Source organism: Ruegeria sp. AM5, from assembly GCF_056540645.1.
In genome coordinates this window covers 266,116-281,331 of record NZ_JBQFXC010000001.1, presented here as the reverse complement: position 1 = coordinate 281,331, position 15,216 = coordinate 266,116, and the positions used below count along the sequence as shown (strand labels likewise).

At 56.4% G+C, this 15,216-nt stretch carries 17 protein-coding genes; 7 read left to right on the top strand and 10 right to left on the bottom strand.

Going from position 1 to position 15,216, the window contains the following annotated elements:
- Nucleotides 1-53: 53 nt before the first annotated feature.
- The 5 genes from ACR0AH_RS01435 to fabD all read right to left on the bottom strand — a co-directional run bounded on the left by ACR0AH_RS01435 (nt 54) and on the right by fabD (nt 3,765).
- The gene (locus ACR0AH_RS01435; protein ID WP_170396463.1) at nt 54-797 is read right to left on the bottom strand and encodes a 1-(5-phosphoribosyl)-5-[(5-phosphoribosylamino)methylideneamino]imidazole-4-carboxamide isomerase; all 744 of its coding nucleotides are present in this window, start codon (nt 795-797) and stop codon (nt 54-56) included.
- Between the two features lie 123 nt (nt 798-920).
- Nucleotides 921-1,460 carry a GNAT family N-acetyltransferase gene (locus tag ACR0AH_RS01430; RefSeq protein WP_480590009.1) on the bottom strand — a complete coding sequence of 180 codons (540 nt, stop codon included), beginning with the start codon at nt 1,458-1,460 and terminating at the stop codon, nt 921-923.
- Nucleotides 1,461-1,600: 140 nt separating this feature from the next.
- Nucleotides 1,601-1,834, bottom strand: coding sequence for an acyl carrier protein (locus ACR0AH_RS01425; RefSeq protein WP_008756330.1), 234 nt, complete (start codon nt 1,832-1,834; stop codon nt 1,601-1,603).
- A gap of 210 nt (nt 1,835-2,044) precedes the next feature.
- On the bottom strand, nt 2,045-2,782 hold the full coding sequence (gene fabG, locus ACR0AH_RS01420; protein ID WP_170396459.1) for a 3-oxoacyl-[acyl-carrier-protein] reductase: 738 nt from the start codon (nt 2,780-2,782) through the stop codon (nt 2,045-2,047).
- A gap of 44 nt (nt 2,783-2,826) precedes the next feature.
- Nucleotides 2,827-3,765, bottom strand: a complete 939-nt coding sequence (fabD, locus tag ACR0AH_RS01415) for an ACP S-malonyltransferase (RefSeq protein ID WP_170733385.1) — start codon at nt 3,763-3,765, stop codon at nt 2,827-2,829.
- Nucleotides 3,766-3,937: 172 nt separating this feature from the next.
- Here fabD and ACR0AH_RS01410 point away from each other — a divergent pair, with 172 nt between their 5' ends.
- Entirely contained in the window at nt 3,938-5,167 is a 1,230-nt protein-coding gene (locus ACR0AH_RS01410; protein ID WP_480590007.1) for a cytochrome b/b6 domain-containing protein, read from the top strand.
- A gap of 53 nt (nt 5,168-5,220) precedes the next feature.
- Here ACR0AH_RS01410 and ACR0AH_RS01405 read toward each other — a convergent pair whose 3' ends face one another.
- Both ACR0AH_RS01405 and ACR0AH_RS01400 read right to left on the bottom strand, forming a co-directional pair.
- The gene (locus tag ACR0AH_RS01405) at nt 5,221-5,793 is read right to left on the bottom strand and encodes a YceI family protein (RefSeq protein WP_170422240.1); all 573 of its coding nucleotides are present in this window, start codon (nt 5,791-5,793) and stop codon (nt 5,221-5,223) included.
- 126 nt (nt 5,794-5,919) lie between these two features.
- Nucleotides 5,920-6,429, bottom strand: coding sequence for a hypothetical protein (locus ACR0AH_RS01400; RefSeq protein WP_480459283.1), 510 nt, complete (start codon nt 6,427-6,429; stop codon nt 5,920-5,922).
- 278 nt (nt 6,430-6,707) lie between these two features.
- Between ACR0AH_RS01400 and rpsF the strand changes: the two genes are divergently transcribed.
- From rpsF to ACR0AH_RS01370, 6 genes are all read left to right on the top strand, one after another.
- The gene (gene rpsF, locus ACR0AH_RS01395; protein WP_068332653.1) at nt 6,708-7,061 is read left to right on the top strand and encodes a 30S ribosomal protein S6; all 354 of its coding nucleotides are present in this window, start codon (nt 6,708-6,710) and stop codon (nt 7,059-7,061) included.
- 27 nt (nt 7,062-7,088) lie between these two features.
- Nucleotides 7,089-7,316, top strand: coding sequence for a 30S ribosomal protein S18 (rpsR, locus tag ACR0AH_RS01390; protein ID WP_005608650.1), 228 nt, complete (start codon nt 7,089-7,091; stop codon nt 7,314-7,316).
- Between the two features lie 12 nt (nt 7,317-7,328).
- Entirely contained in the window at nt 7,329-7,949 is a 621-nt protein-coding gene (gene rplI, locus ACR0AH_RS01385) for a 50S ribosomal protein L9 (RefSeq protein ID WP_480590005.1), read from the top strand.
- A gap of 153 nt (nt 7,950-8,102) precedes the next feature.
- The gene (locus tag ACR0AH_RS01380; protein WP_480590003.1) at nt 8,103-8,588 is read left to right on the top strand and encodes a transglycosylase SLT domain-containing protein; all 486 of its coding nucleotides are present in this window, start codon (nt 8,103-8,105) and stop codon (nt 8,586-8,588) included.
- Between the two features lie 279 nt (nt 8,589-8,867).
- On the top strand, nt 8,868-9,569 hold the full coding sequence (locus ACR0AH_RS01375) for a LuxR family transcriptional regulator (protein WP_170472255.1): 702 nt from the start codon (nt 8,868-8,870) through the stop codon (nt 9,567-9,569).
- A gap of 119 nt (nt 9,570-9,688) precedes the next feature.
- Nucleotides 9,689-10,543 (top strand): acyl-homoserine-lactone synthase, encoded by an 855-nt coding sequence (locus ACR0AH_RS01370; protein WP_170585193.1) that lies wholly within the window; start codon nt 9,689-9,691, stop codon nt 10,541-10,543.
- 98 nt (nt 10,544-10,641) lie between these two features.
- Here the strand turns inward: ACR0AH_RS01370 and tig are convergent, their stop codons facing one another.
- The 3 genes from tig to ACR0AH_RS01355 all read right to left on the bottom strand — a co-directional run bounded on the left by tig (nt 10,642) and on the right by ACR0AH_RS01355 (nt 15,167).
- A complete protein-coding gene (gene tig, locus ACR0AH_RS01365; protein WP_170396960.1) occupies nt 10,642-11,973 on the bottom strand; it encodes a trigger factor in 1,332 nt (443 codons plus the stop codon).
- Nucleotides 11,974-12,157: 184 nt separating this feature from the next.
- The gene (locus ACR0AH_RS01360) at nt 12,158-13,282 is read right to left on the bottom strand and encodes a porin (protein WP_170422244.1); all 1,125 of its coding nucleotides are present in this window, start codon (nt 13,280-13,282) and stop codon (nt 12,158-12,160) included.
- 301 nt (nt 13,283-13,583) lie between these two features.
- Entirely contained in the window at nt 13,584-15,167 is a 1,584-nt protein-coding gene (locus ACR0AH_RS01355; protein WP_480590001.1) for an NAD(P)H-hydrate dehydratase, read from the bottom strand.
- Nucleotides 15,168-15,216 lie beyond the last annotated feature (49 nt).

Below are 15,216 nucleotides of genomic sequence, written 5' to 3'. Positions count from 1 at the left end.
GCAAAAACCCGCCCTTCCTTCAACGGGAAAGGCGGGTCGTCTGGTACTGAAGTTTACTGGAACTCGGCGACTGGCTCGTGTGCCGATTGGGCGACCTCCAATGCTTCGGACAGATCGACGGACTTGCGGAACAGTGCCCGGCCAACGATCGCACCCGAAATATTCGAGATATAGGCGAGACGAGAGATATCGTCGCTGGTACGCACGACACCGCTGGCTATGATCGGTGTACGCGATTTTTCGGCCAGTCCTGAAATCAGACCCAGCTGCGCCTCGACATCTTCCATATCACTATCGATATCGGTCACCAAAATTGCTGCAAGAGGCGTATCCGCGAAAGCTTCGATGAAGGCTTCCGGGGTAAACGCACTTTGGCTGCGCCAACCTTCGGTCATCACTTGCCCTTGCCAAACATCGACCGCCAACACGATCTGGTCGGGATAAAGCTTGGCCAGTTCCTTAACTAACTGCGGGTCCCAGGCCGCAAGTGTGCCAATCACGATTCGACCGGCCCCTTTGTTGATCCAATGTTCAACATGCTCGCGGGTCCGCATCCCCCCTGCCAACTGCACTGACATTTCAGAGGAGCGAATGATTTCTTCGATCAGTTCGGAATTGGTATCCCGGCCTTCGATCGCATCAAAATCCGTAAGCTGCATCCATTCCGCTCCAGCCGCAGACCAGCCGCGCGCGGTCTCGACTGGATCTACATGCCAGATCATCGCTTCATCCAGACGCCCCTTGTCCAGCGTAACGCACCGACCGTTCTGCAACTCCATCGTGGGGTAAATCATCATGATTCATATCCTCCGCTGAATCATTCCGTAATTCCACGATAGCATAGAGTCTCAGTTTGCCGCTTTATTTCACAAGATCGGCAAAGCTCGTCCATTTTGCGGCATCGCACTGCCTAATGCGTTTCACACCCGTGTAGGAGGTCCATCACGGCGAAACAGATGAACGGGGGTGTCGCGGTACTCAGCTTCGCGCAACATCTTGTAGCCCAGCTTTTCAGCCAATCGCTGTGAGGCTGCATGGTCCGCGTCGATCAGCGCAACCAACGGGCCCGGAATGATCCGGTCGAACCAGTCGTGCGCCGCCTGCGCGGCCTCACACCCGTATCCTTGCCCCTGCATGTCCGGGGCCAGAACCCACCCGGCTTCGGGAAAACCATCAAAATCATCGCCCAGGGACCGGTTGCCATAAAAGAACCCGGCTTGCCCGATCAGAGTACGATTCGACTGCAGCATCACACCCCATTGACCGAACCCGGTCATCTGCCAATGTCCAGCGTTGCGCAGGAAAGAATCCCACGCCTCGCCGCGCGTTTTCGGGGTGCCTCCAATATGGCGTACAACCTCGGGGTCGCGCCAGATTTCGGCGAACCGGTTGAAATCTTCGGGGCGCATTGCACACAAGGTCAGACGCGCCGTGTTGATCATCGGGGTGGATCTTATCATGCCCTTGCCCGCTCAGAAACTTGCCTCAGGTGTCAGAGTGCGGAGCCTCAACGCCTCAAAGCAAGCGCGAAATGTGGCAGAGCATAAAAAACGGCGCTTCCGTTGCCCGGAAGCGCCGTTTTTGTCTCAGTCAGGTCAGCTTAGGAAGCTTCGCTGATGAATTTGACCGCGTCGCCAAAGGTCTGGATGGTCTCGGCTGCGTCGTCCGGAATCTCGATGCCGAACTCTTCTTCGAACGCCATTACCAGCTCAACGGTGTCCAGGCTGTCTGCGCCCAGATCGTCGATGAACGAGGCGTTTTCCGCAACCTTGTCCTCTTCAACACCCAGGTGCTCAACAACGATCTTCTTTACGCGATCTGCGACGTCGCTCATGTCTATTCCTCATTTCAATTTCAGGGCTGTCCGCCCGGTTCTGCCCTTGCCCGTTCGGGGTGGACTTGTTTTGCCCTTTCCGGGCGGTTTGGGTCCCGGGTCCCCGGGAAATCAGAGAACCGGCCCTTGGACCGGTTCCTGCGCATATGCGCCGCCTATAGCACAGACAACGCACAAGGCAAACGCTTTCGCGCCCACCCTGAATTGCGATTACAACATGGCCATACCGCCATTCACATGCAAGGTGCTTCCGGTAACATAACCTGCTTCAGGGCTTGCCAGATACAGCACAGCGGCTGCGATTTCCTGCGGATCACCCATACGACCGGCCGGAACCTTGAGCAGCAGACCCTTCTTTTGCTCATCCGTCAGCTTCTCGGTCATCGCGGTGGTGATAAAGCCTGGCGCAACCGCATTAACGGTAATGCCACGGGTCGCAACCTCATGCGCCAGCGCCTTGGAAAAGCCGATCATGCCGGCCTTGGAGGCAGCATAGTTCGCCTGCCCTGGGTTTCCGATCGCAGCCACAACGGACGAGACATTGACGATCCGACCCCAGCGCGCCTTCATCATGCCCCTGATCACGCCTTTGCACAGCTTCATCGTTGCGGTCATGTTCACGTCGATCACGCTCTGCCATTCTTCATCCGACATGCGCATGAACAGGTTGTCGCGTGTGATGCCTGCGTTGTTCACCAGAATATCAACCGAGCCCATCGCCTCAGCCGCTTGTTTCGGCAGGGCCTCGACGGCTTCGGGATCGCTCAGGTTACACGGCAAGACATGCGCACGATCGCCAAGGCTGTCGGCCAGAGCTTGCAGAGGCTCCACGCGCGTTCCGGAAAGGCCAACAGTTGCACCAGCGTCGTAAAGCGCGCGGGCGATATCGCCGCCAATACCACCCGAAGCACCGGTGATTAGCGCATTCTTACCTGTCAAATCAAACATCTATGTTTCCTCTCTGGCCGCCGAATCCGGCGGCTGTCCCTTGTTCATGCGCCGGGGTTAACGGCTTTTTGTACATCTTCAGGCGTCCCGACCGCTGTGCACGCCAATGCTCGATCGATCTTGCGGATCATTCCCGACAGAGCTTTGCCCGCGCCGATCTCCCACGCTTCGGTCACACCCTGCGCGACCATGTACTGTACGCTCTCACGCCACCGAACCGAGCCGGTGACCTGTTCCACCAGCAACTGACGGATCATATCTGGATCAGCCACAGCTTCGGCGCGAACATTCGCAACCAAAGGCACGGCAGGCGCTTTGATTTCAACCGAAGCCAATGCCTCTGCCATTACATCTGCCGCAGGCTGCATCAGCGCACAGTGAAATGGAGCACTTACCGGCAACATAATTGCACGCTTGGCACCTTTTTCCTTGGCGATCTCGGCTGCGCGCTCAACAGCGGCTTTTGAACCAGAAACGACTACTTGGGTTGGGTCATTGTCATTGGCAGCCTGACAGACCTCATCTTGCGCGGCCTCTTCCGCAACGGCGCGCACCGCTTCAAGATCGAGCCCCAGAATGGCGGCCATTGCGCCCTCGCCCACCGGCACTGCACTTTGCATCGCCTGCCCGCGCGTCCGCAGCAGGCGGGCAGTATCGGCAACCGTCAAGGCTCCGGCCGCAGCCAGCGCCGAGTATTCACCCAGCGAGTGACCCGCCACATAAGATGCCATTGAAATCAAAACGCCTTCGGCCTCAAGTGCGCGCATTGCGGCCATCGAGGTTGCCATCAGCGCGGGCTGTGCATTCTGAGTCAGGGTCAGCTCTGCGATATCGCCGTCCCAGATTAGATCGCTCAGTTTTTCGCCCAAGGCCTCATCGACCTCATCGAAAACGGCGCGGGCGGCTGGATATGCCTCAGCCAAGGCCTTGCCCATTCCGATGGTCTGGGCGCCCTGCCCGGGGAAAACAAACGCGCGTGTCATTGGTGCCTCTTGCGTGACGTCAGATTTCGGCGGGGTTTAAACTGACAATCGGCGCGGCACAAGCATTGCATGCGTTCTGCATCAGGACACCTTTACTGTGCATTTCTCTGTCTTGTGTCCACACGGCATCCATTTAACTTACCCTCAACTCAGAAACTCGGAGAGCCAATCGATGCCCCTTACCAACACCCGGTCCAGCTATGGTGGTGTAACCAAAGCATTTCACTGGCTGACCGCGCTATTGATCCTGACGGCTCTGCCGCTGGGCTGGTTCGCGAACCAATTGGCCCATGCGATTTACGATCCGAGCATTCCCACGACCGAGGATGACATCGCCCGCGCCGCCCAGCTGTTTTCACTGCACAAAACCATTGGTGTTACCGTGTTCTTCGTCGCACTGGCCCGAATCCTTTGGGCTGTTACCCAGAAGAAGCCGGGCTTGCTGAACGCTGAAAACAAACCCGAGGCCTTCGCCGCCGAAACTGTGCACTGGCTGCTGTACGGCTCGCTTGTTCTGGCTCCGCTCAGCGGCTGGATCCACCACGCCGCCACCGACGGCTTCGCGCCGATCCTATGGCCCCTTGGTCAGAACCTGCCGCTTATTCCGAAGTCAGCTTTCCTTGCAGACATCAGCGCCAGCCTGCATTGGCTTTTCGTCTGGGCCCTGGGTGTGGCACTCGTGCTGCACATAGCGGGCGCGCTGAAACACCATGTCGTGGATAAAGACAGCACCCTGCGCCGTATGCTGCCCGGCCAATCGGACGCGCCGGAACCCCCGGCGCAGCACCATTCCATTGTTCCCGCCTTCGCCGCCTTGGCAATCTGGGGCGCGGTGCTGGTCGGAGGTTGGTCCACCGGTGTCTTTGACGACCAGTCCAAAGCAACCGAAGACACGGCCGAACTTGCGCAAGTTCAATCGGAATGGGAGGTCGAAGACGGATCCCTGTCGATTACTATCTCGCAATTGGGCAGTCCCGTAAGCGGCGAGTTTGCTGACTGGACTGCAGCGATAGCGTTTGAGGATCCCGCCGAGCCGGGATTGGCCGGTTCCGTCGATGTAACGATTGCCATTGGCTCACTCAGCCTCGGCACAGTCACCGACCAAGCGATGGGTGCGGATTTCTTTGACAGTGCGCAGTTTCCTACGGCTCAATTTAAGGCCGACCTGTTCAAAACGGATGCGGGTTATGAGGCGCGAGGACCTCTGACAATCCGGGACAAATCTATCGATGTCGTCCTGCCATTTACGCTGGAACTGGCCGACGATGCAGCGACGATGTCGGGGAATCTGGAACTCAACCGAATGGATTTCGACGTTGGAACATCGCAACCCACCGAAGATTCGTTGGGGTTCACGGTTATCGTGGCAGTCGAATTGACGGCAGAACGCGACAACAAATAAAAAACCGCCGGGGCGCATAACCCCGACGGTTTCTTTTTGGGATCATGAAGGGATTAGTCGGCCTTCTGTGCCTCGATCGAAATCTTGACCTCGACCTCATCACCCACGAATGGAGCGAATTGGCCCAAATCAAAATCGCTGCGCACCAGCGTTGTGGTGGCGTCAAATCCGGCCCATGGCTTGCCCGCCATCGGGTGTTCACCCACTTGGTTCAGCTTGGCATCCAGAACCACGGATTTGGTGACACCATTCATGGTCAGATCACCGGTGATGTTGGCTGTGTTCTCGCCAGTGACCTCGATACCAGTTGAAGTGAAGGTCACCAGATCACCTTCGGCTGCGCCAAAGAAATCTTCGGTCATGAAGTGATCTTCGCGCGGTTTCCAACCGGTGATCATCTCAACGACCGGCATCGAAACAGTCACGCTCGATGCTGCCGGGTCTTCCTGATCAAACATGATTTCGCCCTCAAAGCCCGAAAACATGCCCGTGGTGGTCGAAAAGCCAAGGTGGTTCCAACTGAAGATGACCTGGCTATGGCTGGAGTCCAAAACGTATTTTTCAGCACTGGCGAATGCTGTGGTCGCCGATACGGCCAAAGCAGCAGCAATAAGGGTGGATTTCATAACAATCTCCGCAATGGTGTTGTTGCAAACCGGGTGGGTTGCTCACCTACGAAAATGTGCCGCCCAAGGGCGGCACACAAGTTTTTTTGATTCACAACTTCTGTTCCTTTTTGAACAGAATAAAAATCAGGCGAAAATTGTTACGTTTTGGCTGAGTTGACCTTTGAGCGCTGAGCCAACATCCGCCGATTCCAGTGGTAGCTTCATCAGCAGGCTTCCGTCTACATCGTACAGTTCGACCTGGTCGTCAGCGAAACGCGCGCCACCCAGCGAGTCGTAGCTGCGGCGCAATACCGTTTGCGGCCGACCGTTTTCGTTTTTCTGCAGAATGCGAACCTCGCGGCGGATTGGGTCAAAATAGGCGTCTGGGCGCGCATCCATCACCTCGATGGTCAGCAGGCTGACGCCAACAATCAGGAACATCAGTGAAGCGACCAACTTGATAGGCCAAACCTCGGCCCCCATAACCGAACCCGGCATCAACCACATCGAAAAGGCCGACACGATCAGAAAGACACCAACGGCACGCAGAAGAAACATCCGAGCCCGCCAATTCGGCGCAAACGTAATCAGAACGGGGACGGATTTATCAAATACCGCAGCAGGCGTCGATTGTTCAAAAGTGTTTGTGTTCATGACGGCCATTGTCTTGCCCTGTCTATGTTTTCCAATCTACCGGGTTCTCCCGGCTTCATGAACAACCTCGGGGCGAAAAGCGTCAGGAATTGGGCGCACCAGTGGAAATAGGGCGACTTCACAAAGGCATATGTGGCAGGGCTTGCCCCGCCCGCTCAAACGTGTATACGGAGCCATCCTTCGCAGGAGTTATGAATCGCGCAGCCTCTCGTGGCAGGGTCGCGAAGGACCATATGGCCCCGCCTTTGAAATGCGCCTTGATATAAACAGGAGTGCACATGCCACTGTATGAGCATGTAATGATCGCGCGTCAGGATTTGTCCAACGCGCAGGCAGAAAGCCTTGTCGAACATTTCGGCACAGTTCTGGCTGACAACGGCGGCAACGTCGTCGAAAGCGAGTACTGGGGCGTCAAGACGATGGCTTACAAGATCAACAAGAACCGCAAAGGCCACTATGCCTTCCTGAAAACCGATGCCCCTTCGGGTGCGGTTCAGGAAATGGAACGCCTGATGCGCCTGCATGATGACGTGATGCGCGTTCTGACCATCAAGGTCGACGAGCATGCCGAGGGCCCCTCGGTCCAGATGCAGAAGCGCGATGAGCGCGAAGGCCGCCGCGAGCGCCGCTGATCAACGCCTGACGAAAGGACATAAACCATGGCCGCAAAACCATTTTTCCGCCGCCGCAAGGTCTGCCCGTTCTCGGGTGAGAACGCGCCGAAAATCGACTACAAAGACACTCGTCTGCTGCAGCGCTACATCTCTGAGCGTGGCAAGATCGTACCTTCGCGCATTACCGCCGTTTCGGCGAAAAAGCAGCGTGAACTGGCCCGTGCTATCAAGCGCGCCCGCTTCCTCGCCCTGCTGCCCTACGCCGTGAAGTAAGGAGAGACTGACATGCAAGTTATCCTTCTGGAACGCGTTGCGAAACTGGGTCAGATGGGCGACGTCGTTGACGTCAAGCCCGGCTACGCCCGCAACTTCCTGCTGCCCCAAGGCAAAGCGCTGAGCGCATCGAACGCCAACATCGCGTCGTTCGAAGCCCAGAAAGCCCAACTTGAGGCACGCAACCTGGAAACCAAGAAAGAAGCTGAAGCGCTGGCTGAAAAGCTGGACGGTCAGCAGTTCATCGTGATTCGCTCGGCATCGGATGCCGGCGCTCTGTACGGTTCGGTCACCCCGCGTGACGCCGCAGACGCTGCAACCGAAGCTGGTTTCACCGTCGACAAGAAACAGATTGCCCTGATCGCTCCGATTAAGGAACTGGGTCTGCACTCGGTCGCAGTCAACCTGCACCCCGAGGTCGAAGTCGAGATCAAAATGAACGTCGCCCGTTCGGAGGAAGAAGCCGAACTGCAGGCGTCGGGCAAATCGATTCAGGAACTGGCTGCTGAAGAAGAAGCCGCTGCTGAATTCGAAATCGCCGAACTGTTCGACGATATCGGCTCTGCCGCTTCGGAAGACGAAGATCTGGTTGCTGAAGAAGCTCCGGCCGAAGAAGACGAAGCAAAAGCCTGATCTGACTACCTATCAAATATCAAAGGGCCGCGCTTTTGCGCGGCCCTTTTTCATTTTGTTACATCGCAAGCAAAATTCGGCCCGATTGTTCGTCTGATCTTGCAGACCGCCGAAGGTTTCATATCATCGCCCTTCGCAATCCGGAGTATTTACATGACCCCCCTCCTTCGCCGCAGCGTCTTGACCTTGTTGCTTATGGCACCGCTTGCAGCTTGTGGCGGCCCCGGCAGTTCGGGTGCCGGCGAAACGTTCGATCCGCCCCTTTACCCCAATGAAACCCCTGAGCTTCGCGCCTCGATCAATAAATGGGCCGACCACTATGAGCTCCCGCGGGAGTTGGTGCACAAGCTTGCCATCCGTGAAAGCACCCACCGGCCGTGGGCGGTGAACCGGCCCTACTACGGGCTGCTGCAAATCCTTCCTGCCACCGCGCGATCAATGGGCTATACCGGAAACGCCCAAGGTTTGCTGGACGCCGATACCAATCTGGAGTTTGCGGGAAAATACCTGCGCGGCGCCTGGCTTTTGTCTGATGGTGATCAGCAACGTGCCATTTTTCTATATGCCAAAGGATATTGGCCCGAAGCAAAGGCCAGGGGCATGCTGGTTGAGACGGGCCTAGTTTCCGCCACAGAATAGGCATGTTTAATGCGCATTTCAAATATAATGCACATACATAACTATCGAAATGCTACGGCGAATCCCATGACCCACTGCACAACTCTGACGTTATTTCATTTTGTAGGTGCGTAATTGTGTGCCCGAAAGGCACATTTACCTACAAAAGGCAGACATTTCCCACATCTTCTTGTCTTAACAAGCGAAATGTGATGTCCTGCTTGACGTCAGGGAAGACAGTATCATTTTCCTGGCCAAGGGGATCCGCCCGCTCACTCGGGTCTAACTGGTCGTTACCGTATGGATATTGTTGATCTCAGCACTCTTCCCGAACAGGATACTCGGTATGACGAGTTCCTGCGTCAGGTCTGTGACAAATACGAAATGGACCACGCAGCTTACGCGGGTATGAACCCTGCTGCGGGGACAATCCACGGCCACGTGACCTATGGGGACGACTGGAAAACCCACTATCAAGAGCAAGGCCTGCACCTGATCGATCCGACGCTGCACATGAGCCAGCGCAGCATCGCCCCGGTTGATTGGAGCCGTCTGGAACGCGGCAAGGATTTCCAACGCGTTTTCCGTGATGCCCATGATTTTGGTATTCCAGATCAGGGCATTACGATTCCTGTGCGCGGGCCCTACGGAGATATCGGCCTGCTCAGCGCCGTGCGTGAATGCAGCCGGGAAGAGTGGAAGAAACTGGTGCCCAACGTGATAAGTGACCTGCAATCTTTGGCCGTACACATTCATGACAACGTCATGACGTCGGATACAATCAGCCGAATGCTGTACCACCCGACCCTCTCCAGCCGCGAGTTGGAGATTTTGCAATGGGCCGCAGCAGGCAAATCACAGCAGGATATCGGCGATATTCTGTCGATTTCGCACCGTACGGTTGAGGTGCACTTGCGCTCTTCTCGCGAAAAGCTTAATGCACTGACGACTCCACAGGCCGTCGGTCGCGCCATCGGAATCGGCTTAATCTACCCAGGATAAAGCCAAATTTTGCCAAAATTGGGCTAAAAAAAGCCAATATTACGGGAAACCCCCAATAGATTCGCTGTGGAAACCGGGTAACGTCTTATCCACAGACAGATCACTCGAAGGGGGTTAACATGATTTTGGTAGTTGATGGGCTGAACAGACATCTGTTCACCGAAGTTCTTGACGATATGTTCGAACTGCGCGCTCGGGTCTTTGGTGGGCGACTTGGTTGGGACGTTAACATCGAAGACGGCAAGGAAATCGATCAATTCGATCACCTGGATCCTGCATATGTAATCGGTCTCGACGATGAGGGGAACGTCGTAGCCGCAGTACGTGCACTCCAGACCACCGGCCCGCACATGCTTTCGGATGTGTTCTCGGATATCTTATGCGGCGAAGCGCCGATGCGCAGCGCGACCATGTGGGAATCGACCCGCTTCTGTGTCGACACGCAGCGACTGACCCGAGGCAAAGAGAAAAACTCGGTCTCTTATGCGACCTGTGAGTTGATGATCGGATCACTGGAATACTGCCGCAGCGCGGGTATTCAGGACATCATCACCGTGATTGACCCGGTTATGAACCGCGTCCTGAAACGCTCGAACTGTGCACCCTACGACTATGTAGGCGAGACCGTTCCGATGGGTAAGGTGCCAGCGATGGCGGCCCTGCTGGACTGTAGCGAAGAACGGATTTCGGGCCTTCGTGAATTTGCTGACATCCACCACGATGTCTTTATCGAAGAAGAAAAGGCGTTGGAGTTCTTCGAGGCCAAAAAGGCCGAGAAACTCAGCCCCGCAAATCGCGACCACAAGCCGCTCACCGATCTTGAGAAGTACTTTGTCGAACAGATGAGTGCGGCCAAGACGGAAGAAGAAAGGCAGGCAGTGCTGAAACTGATCGAAGCGCTGACCGATACATTCACCCCAGAGCAGAAGACCGCTCTGTTACAGACCCCCCGTGCTTTTGCTCATGAGGCCTGACCCCCTCACCTCATAGTACAAAGCCACCCATGCGGAGCCGTCTAATTCGAGACGGCTCCGCTTTTTTGTGACCCCAATTGGGGGGGGAAGGAAGAGGATTATTCCTCTTCCAGTGCCTCAACGGCTTTCTGCAGGTCGTCTTTGCTGACCTCTTTGTCCGCGACCTGAGCCAGCTCGAAGACATAGTCGACAACCTTGTCTTCAAAGATAGGCGCACGCAGCTGCTGCTGCATTTGGGCGTTCTGCTGCACAAATTCAAAGAACTGGCGCTCCTGGCCCGGGTACTGACGCGCCTGGTTCATGATCGCCTGTGTCATTTCCGAGTCGGTCACCTCAACCTCGGCCTTCTGGCCCAGTTCGGCAAGCAGCAGGCCTAGACGCACGCGGCGTTCGGCAAGCTTGTTATGCTCGTCGGTTGGTTCGATCGGATCGTGATCGTGACCTTCAACGTCAGGGTTTTCCTCGTGCCACAGCTGGTGTGCGATCTGCTTGGCTTCGGCTTCTACCAGTGACGGCGGCAGGTCGAACGAGACTTTCTCGTCCAGCACGTCCAACAAAGCGCGCTTCATAACTGCACGGGACGCACCAGCATATTCGGCTTCCAGACGCTCGGCGATCTGTGCCTTCAACCCAGCCAGATCTTCGGCACCAAATTTCTTGGCCAACTCGTCGTCGACCTCAGCCGCGACCGGCTCTTTCACCTCTTTGATGGTGCAGGTGAAAACGGCGTCTTTGCCGGCCAGATGCTCAGCACCGTATTCTTCGGGGAAGGTGACGTTGACGTCTTTTTCTTCCTCGGCCTTCACACCGACCAACTGCTCTTCAAAGCCGGGGATGAAGCTGTTCGAGCCCAGAACCAGCGGGTAATCTTCAGCCGAACCGCCTTCGAACTCTTCGCCGTCAACCTTACCAACAAAGTCGAACACGATCTGGTCACCGTCCTTGGCTTTCGAACCCTTACGGCGCGCTTTGAAGTTCTGCGCGGTCTCGGCCAGGTTGTTCAGCGCTTCTTCCACGGCTGCGTCGTCCGCTTTGACAACCAGCTTCTCCAGTTCAACCGATTTCAGGTCAACTTCCGGAATCTCAGGCAGCGCTTCGTAGGACATCGCAACTTCTACGTCGTCGCCTTCTTTCCAGTCCTCGTTGGTCATCTTGACCTCGGGCTGCAACGCAGGACGTTCGCCGCTGTCCTCAAAGTGCTTGTTCATCGCACCGTCGATGGTTTCTTGCATCGCTTCGCCAAGCAAGCGCTGGCCGAACTGCTTTTTCAGCAGAGCCATCGGCACCTTGCCTTTGCGGAAACCCTTCATTTCAACCTCGGGCTGCGCTTCGGTTAGTTTCTCGTTGACCTTGTCGTCCAGCTCGGCTGCGGTCACAACGATGTTGTAGCCGCGCTTCAGACCTTCGTTCAGCGTCTCGGTAACCTGCATTTTGGTAGTCCCCATAGGATTCGGGGCGCGCAAAACGGGCGCGCCGGGCAAATTTGACGCCTTCTATTTGCACAGCCGCCTGCGTGCAAGAGGCAAAGGCCCTTTCAGGCTGGTTTTACCCCTATTACAGACGAAAAAACGCCCCGGCACAGGCCGGAGCGTTCGATCATCGAAAGCTGAGAAATCAGAACCTCCAGCGGGCCCCCAGCACCCACGCCTCGTTGTTGTCGAACGAAGCGCCATCTTCGAAATCGTGATTGCGGTATTTCAGATATGCATCTGTATTGATGCTGTCGATACGCTGAACAACAGCGATGCCCCAAGCATCGGTGCTGGAACCGTCATTTACGAAGTCCGAGCCCGAGTAATAGTCGATCCCGATACCGGTTTTACCCCAGGATACCCACTGATCCTCATAGGCAATCTTGCCGTAGAAGTAGTTCGGGTCAGACGCACCATCCGCGTCATTGTCCCGCGTACCGGCGGCTACGGTGAAGCTCAGGCCGTTTTGCAGCATAACCGAGGCCGACCCGATCGTATCCTTGCGGTCCCCCGATCCATCGTCAGCCGAACGCACCGAGTATGCAACCGCCGCTGCAAATTCAACCCCGCCGCCGAAGGTGTTGTTATAGCGAAGGCCGATATCGTAATAGTCATCGTCATCGCTGCTGGACAGAATGTTCTGACCATAGGCGATGCCGGCCTTAAAACCGCTGAACTCCGGCGTGTCATACCGAACGCGGCCACGGCGCGCACCGTCAAAGTTGCTGCTGGAATCGCCAACGGTGATGTCGCTCAGCAAACCGTCAGTACCGCGATAGAAGAACCCGCCATTTTCATCGTTGGTAAAGGAATACAGCGCAGTTCCAACGTAAGACAGATCCACTTCGGCAGCGCCATCGGCCACCATGCTGCCCTGACCGGCCGAGAATTTGCCCCAGTCACCGGCAAGTGCGAAATCCACGTGACGGATATCTTCACGGGTCCAGCCGCTGAAATCTGTGCCCAGCTGGTTCCACTCGCTCGAGCTTGGCAGACCAAGCCCGGTTTCAAAACGGAAGGTGAAATCGTTGTTGCCGAAGGGCTGCAACAGTTCCAAACCGACGCGGCTGTTTGACAGGTCATTGTCCAGAACGCGCGTTTCGGTCTCTTCACCGTCGTCAACCGAGATTAAGGCCGGGTGCAACTGACCATAAAGCAGGACATAACCGCCCGTGTTGTTTTCGTATTTCAGTTCGGCGGCGGCGGGGATTGCCGTTGTTGCGACAAGCGCCGCGGCTATCGAAGTCAGCTTAAAATTCACTGTCATGTCATTCACCATAGATGGGTCAGTTTTTTTAGATATTGCCGATATGCGCACCTGGATTAACGGTTCCAATGATTGCTAAAGCTTATTAGCCCGGCATTGCATTTCTGCCACAGGCGGAAGCGGGGACCTTCAGGGAAAGCGTTTTATAATCAATATTTTGACCTAGTTCGAAAGCAGCACCCAGCTAACCTGCAAGACAATTCTTGCGCTGCGTGTTGCAGCTTGCAAACACCCGTTATGCGCACAGGTAAATCATAAGGCGAAACATTGCCGCTTTGACCCGCGATCGGCCAATATTTGCCTATGACCCATTTATTTCAAGCCGTGCGAATACCGCTGGCAATTGTTCCGGCAGATCTTCAGCAATCAACCCCGGCCCAAATTGCCTGGCGCATTCCACATGTAACCAAGCTGCGGTCTTGGCTGCAGCCATCGGGTTGAAGCTCCGCGCCAGTAGTCCCGTTATGAACCCGCCAAGCACATCGCCCGACCCTGCTGTCGCCAGCCAGGGCGCCGCCCGGTCAAACAGCGCCGCATTGATCGCACATTGCCCATCCGGTGCAGCAATCACCGTGTCAGGGCCCTTGTATAGTACCACACAGCCAGCCTGCTTGGTCGCCTCACGCACGGCATCCACTTTGGAATAAGCCGGCCCTTTGCCCGGCTTGACCGAGAGCTTTTCGGAGATCTCCGGGAACAATCGCGCAAACTCGCCCCCGTGCGGTGTTAGAACACATCTGTCATGGAGCATGTCCAACAGCACCTCTGGCGCATCAGCAAACGCCGTCAAAGCATCCGCGTCCAGCACTGCGGGACGCCCCGAGGCCAGCGCCGCAGGAACCAGCTCCTGCGCACGCGCCAGCCCCAAACCAGGACCGAGGCATAGTGCATTCAACCGCGCATCCATCAGGACTTCCATCAGATCATCGCCGCTCTGGACCCGCTGCAGCATCAGCGCAGTGATGTGACTGGCAACCTCCATCTGAGCCGAGGGTGGAACACCCAGCGTCACCAATCCGGCCCCGATGCGTAATGCACCACGTGCCGCCAGCCTTGCTGCGCCGGTTGCCCCCGCACCTCCGCTAATAATCAAGGCATGCCCATGCGCATATTTGTGTAAGGCAGTTGCCTTCGAAAAATCAGCATCCGGTGTGGTCACCAGTTTGACCGCGCCCTGAACTCCCTCCTCCAAACCAATGTCCTTGACGACCAATCGGCCACTTCTGACCGGCCCCAGCCCCAGATAATGCCCCAGCTTTGCAGTATGAAACGATACCGTGAGCCTGGCCTGAACCGTCGCGGTCCCCGGGGCCAGCTCACGCCCACTATCGGAACACAGGCCAGACGGCATATCAACGGATACTGTCTTTTCGGCGATGGCTGGATCCGAGGCAGTCATTTCTGCCCATTTTAGAACATCACCCTCAAGCGGTCGCTGTAAGCCCGTCCCGAATAACGCATCGACATAAAGGTCAGCCCCTTGATGCGCGGCAAACACTTCGGAAAATGGTTGAACCTCCCCCAATTCGCCCCACCTGTCATGATTCACACGCGCATCTGGTGGCAGCTTCGCCGGATCACCAAGAAGAAATGCCGCCACCTCCCAGCCGCGCTCCCGCAGCAAGCGTGCAACAACAAATCCATCCCCCCCGTTATTTCCCGGCCCGCAAAGAATTACCGCACGCAGCGGATCCTCTTCATCTGGCCCCAAATACCTCGGGGGTGCGGGGGCTGGCCCCCGCTGCAGCTCTGGCCATTCTTCAAATACGGCTTGAAGAACACCGCGCCCCGCCCGCTCCATCAGCTCCAGTCCGCTCACGTCACCGGACTCAATCGCGGATTTTTCGATCGTCCGCATCTGTGCCGCTGTCAGCAACTCTGCCATATTGCGCCCTCACGCGATTCAATTCTGATTACATTTTGTGCACATCGAT

Bases quoted from the DNA above. Each gene is read 5' to 3' on its own strand.
- ACR0AH_RS01400 (WP_480459283.1), bottom strand. From the start codon at position 6,429: ATGAACACAAACACTTTTGAACAATCGACGCCTGCTGCGGTATTTGAT.
- ACR0AH_RS01405 (WP_170422240.1), bottom strand. From the start codon at position 5,793: ATGAAATCCACCCTTATTGCTGCTGCTTTGGCCGTATCGGCGACCACA.
- ACR0AH_RS01380 (WP_480590003.1), top strand. From the start codon at position 8,103: ATGACCCCCCTCCTTCGCCGCAGCGTCTTGACCTTGTTGCTTATGGCA.
- ACR0AH_RS01410 (WP_480590007.1), top strand. From the start codon at position 3,938: ATGCCCCTTACCAACACCCGGTCCAGCTATGGTGGTGTAACCAAAGCA.
- rpsF (WP_068332653.1), top strand. From the start codon at position 6,708: ATGCCACTGTATGAGCATGTAATGATCGCGCGTCAGGATTTGTCCAAC.
- fabD (WP_170733385.1), bottom strand. From the start codon at position 3,765: ATGACACGCGCGTTTGTTTTCCCCGGGCAGGGCGCCCAGACCATCGGA.
- tig (WP_170396960.1), bottom strand. From the start codon at position 11,973: ATGCAGGTTACCGAGACGCTGAACGAAGGTCTGAAGCGCGGCTACAAC.
- ACR0AH_RS01355 (WP_480590001.1), bottom strand. From the start codon at position 15,167: ATGGCAGAGTTGCTGACAGCGGCACAGATGCGGACGATCGAAAAATCC.
- ACR0AH_RS01430 (WP_480590009.1), bottom strand. From the start codon at position 1,460: ATGATAAGATCCACCCCGATGATCAACACGGCGCGTCTGACCTTGTGT.
- ACR0AH_RS01425 (WP_008756330.1), bottom strand. From the start codon at position 1,834: ATGAGCGACGTCGCAGATCGCGTAAAGAAGATCGTTGTTGAGCACCTG.
- ACR0AH_RS01370 (WP_170585193.1), top strand. From the start codon at position 9,689: ATGATTTTGGTAGTTGATGGGCTGAACAGACATCTGTTCACCGAAGTT.
- ACR0AH_RS01375 (WP_170472255.1), top strand. From the start codon at position 8,868: ATGGATATTGTTGATCTCAGCACTCTTCCCGAACAGGATACTCGGTAT.
- ACR0AH_RS01435 (WP_170396463.1), bottom strand. From the start codon at position 797: ATGATGATTTACCCCACGATGGAGTTGCAGAACGGTCGGTGCGTTACG.
- fabG (WP_170396459.1), bottom strand. From the start codon at position 2,782: ATGTTTGATTTGACAGGTAAGAATGCGCTAATCACCGGTGCTTCGGGT.
- rpsR (WP_005608650.1), top strand. From the start codon at position 7,089: ATGGCCGCAAAACCATTTTTCCGCCGCCGCAAGGTCTGCCCGTTCTCG.
- ACR0AH_RS01360 (WP_170422244.1), bottom strand. From the start codon at position 13,282: ATGACAGTGAATTTTAAGCTGACTTCGATAGCCGCGGCGCTTGTCGCA.
- rplI (WP_480590005.1), top strand. From the start codon at position 7,329: ATGCAAGTTATCCTTCTGGAACGCGTTGCGAAACTGGGTCAGATGGGC.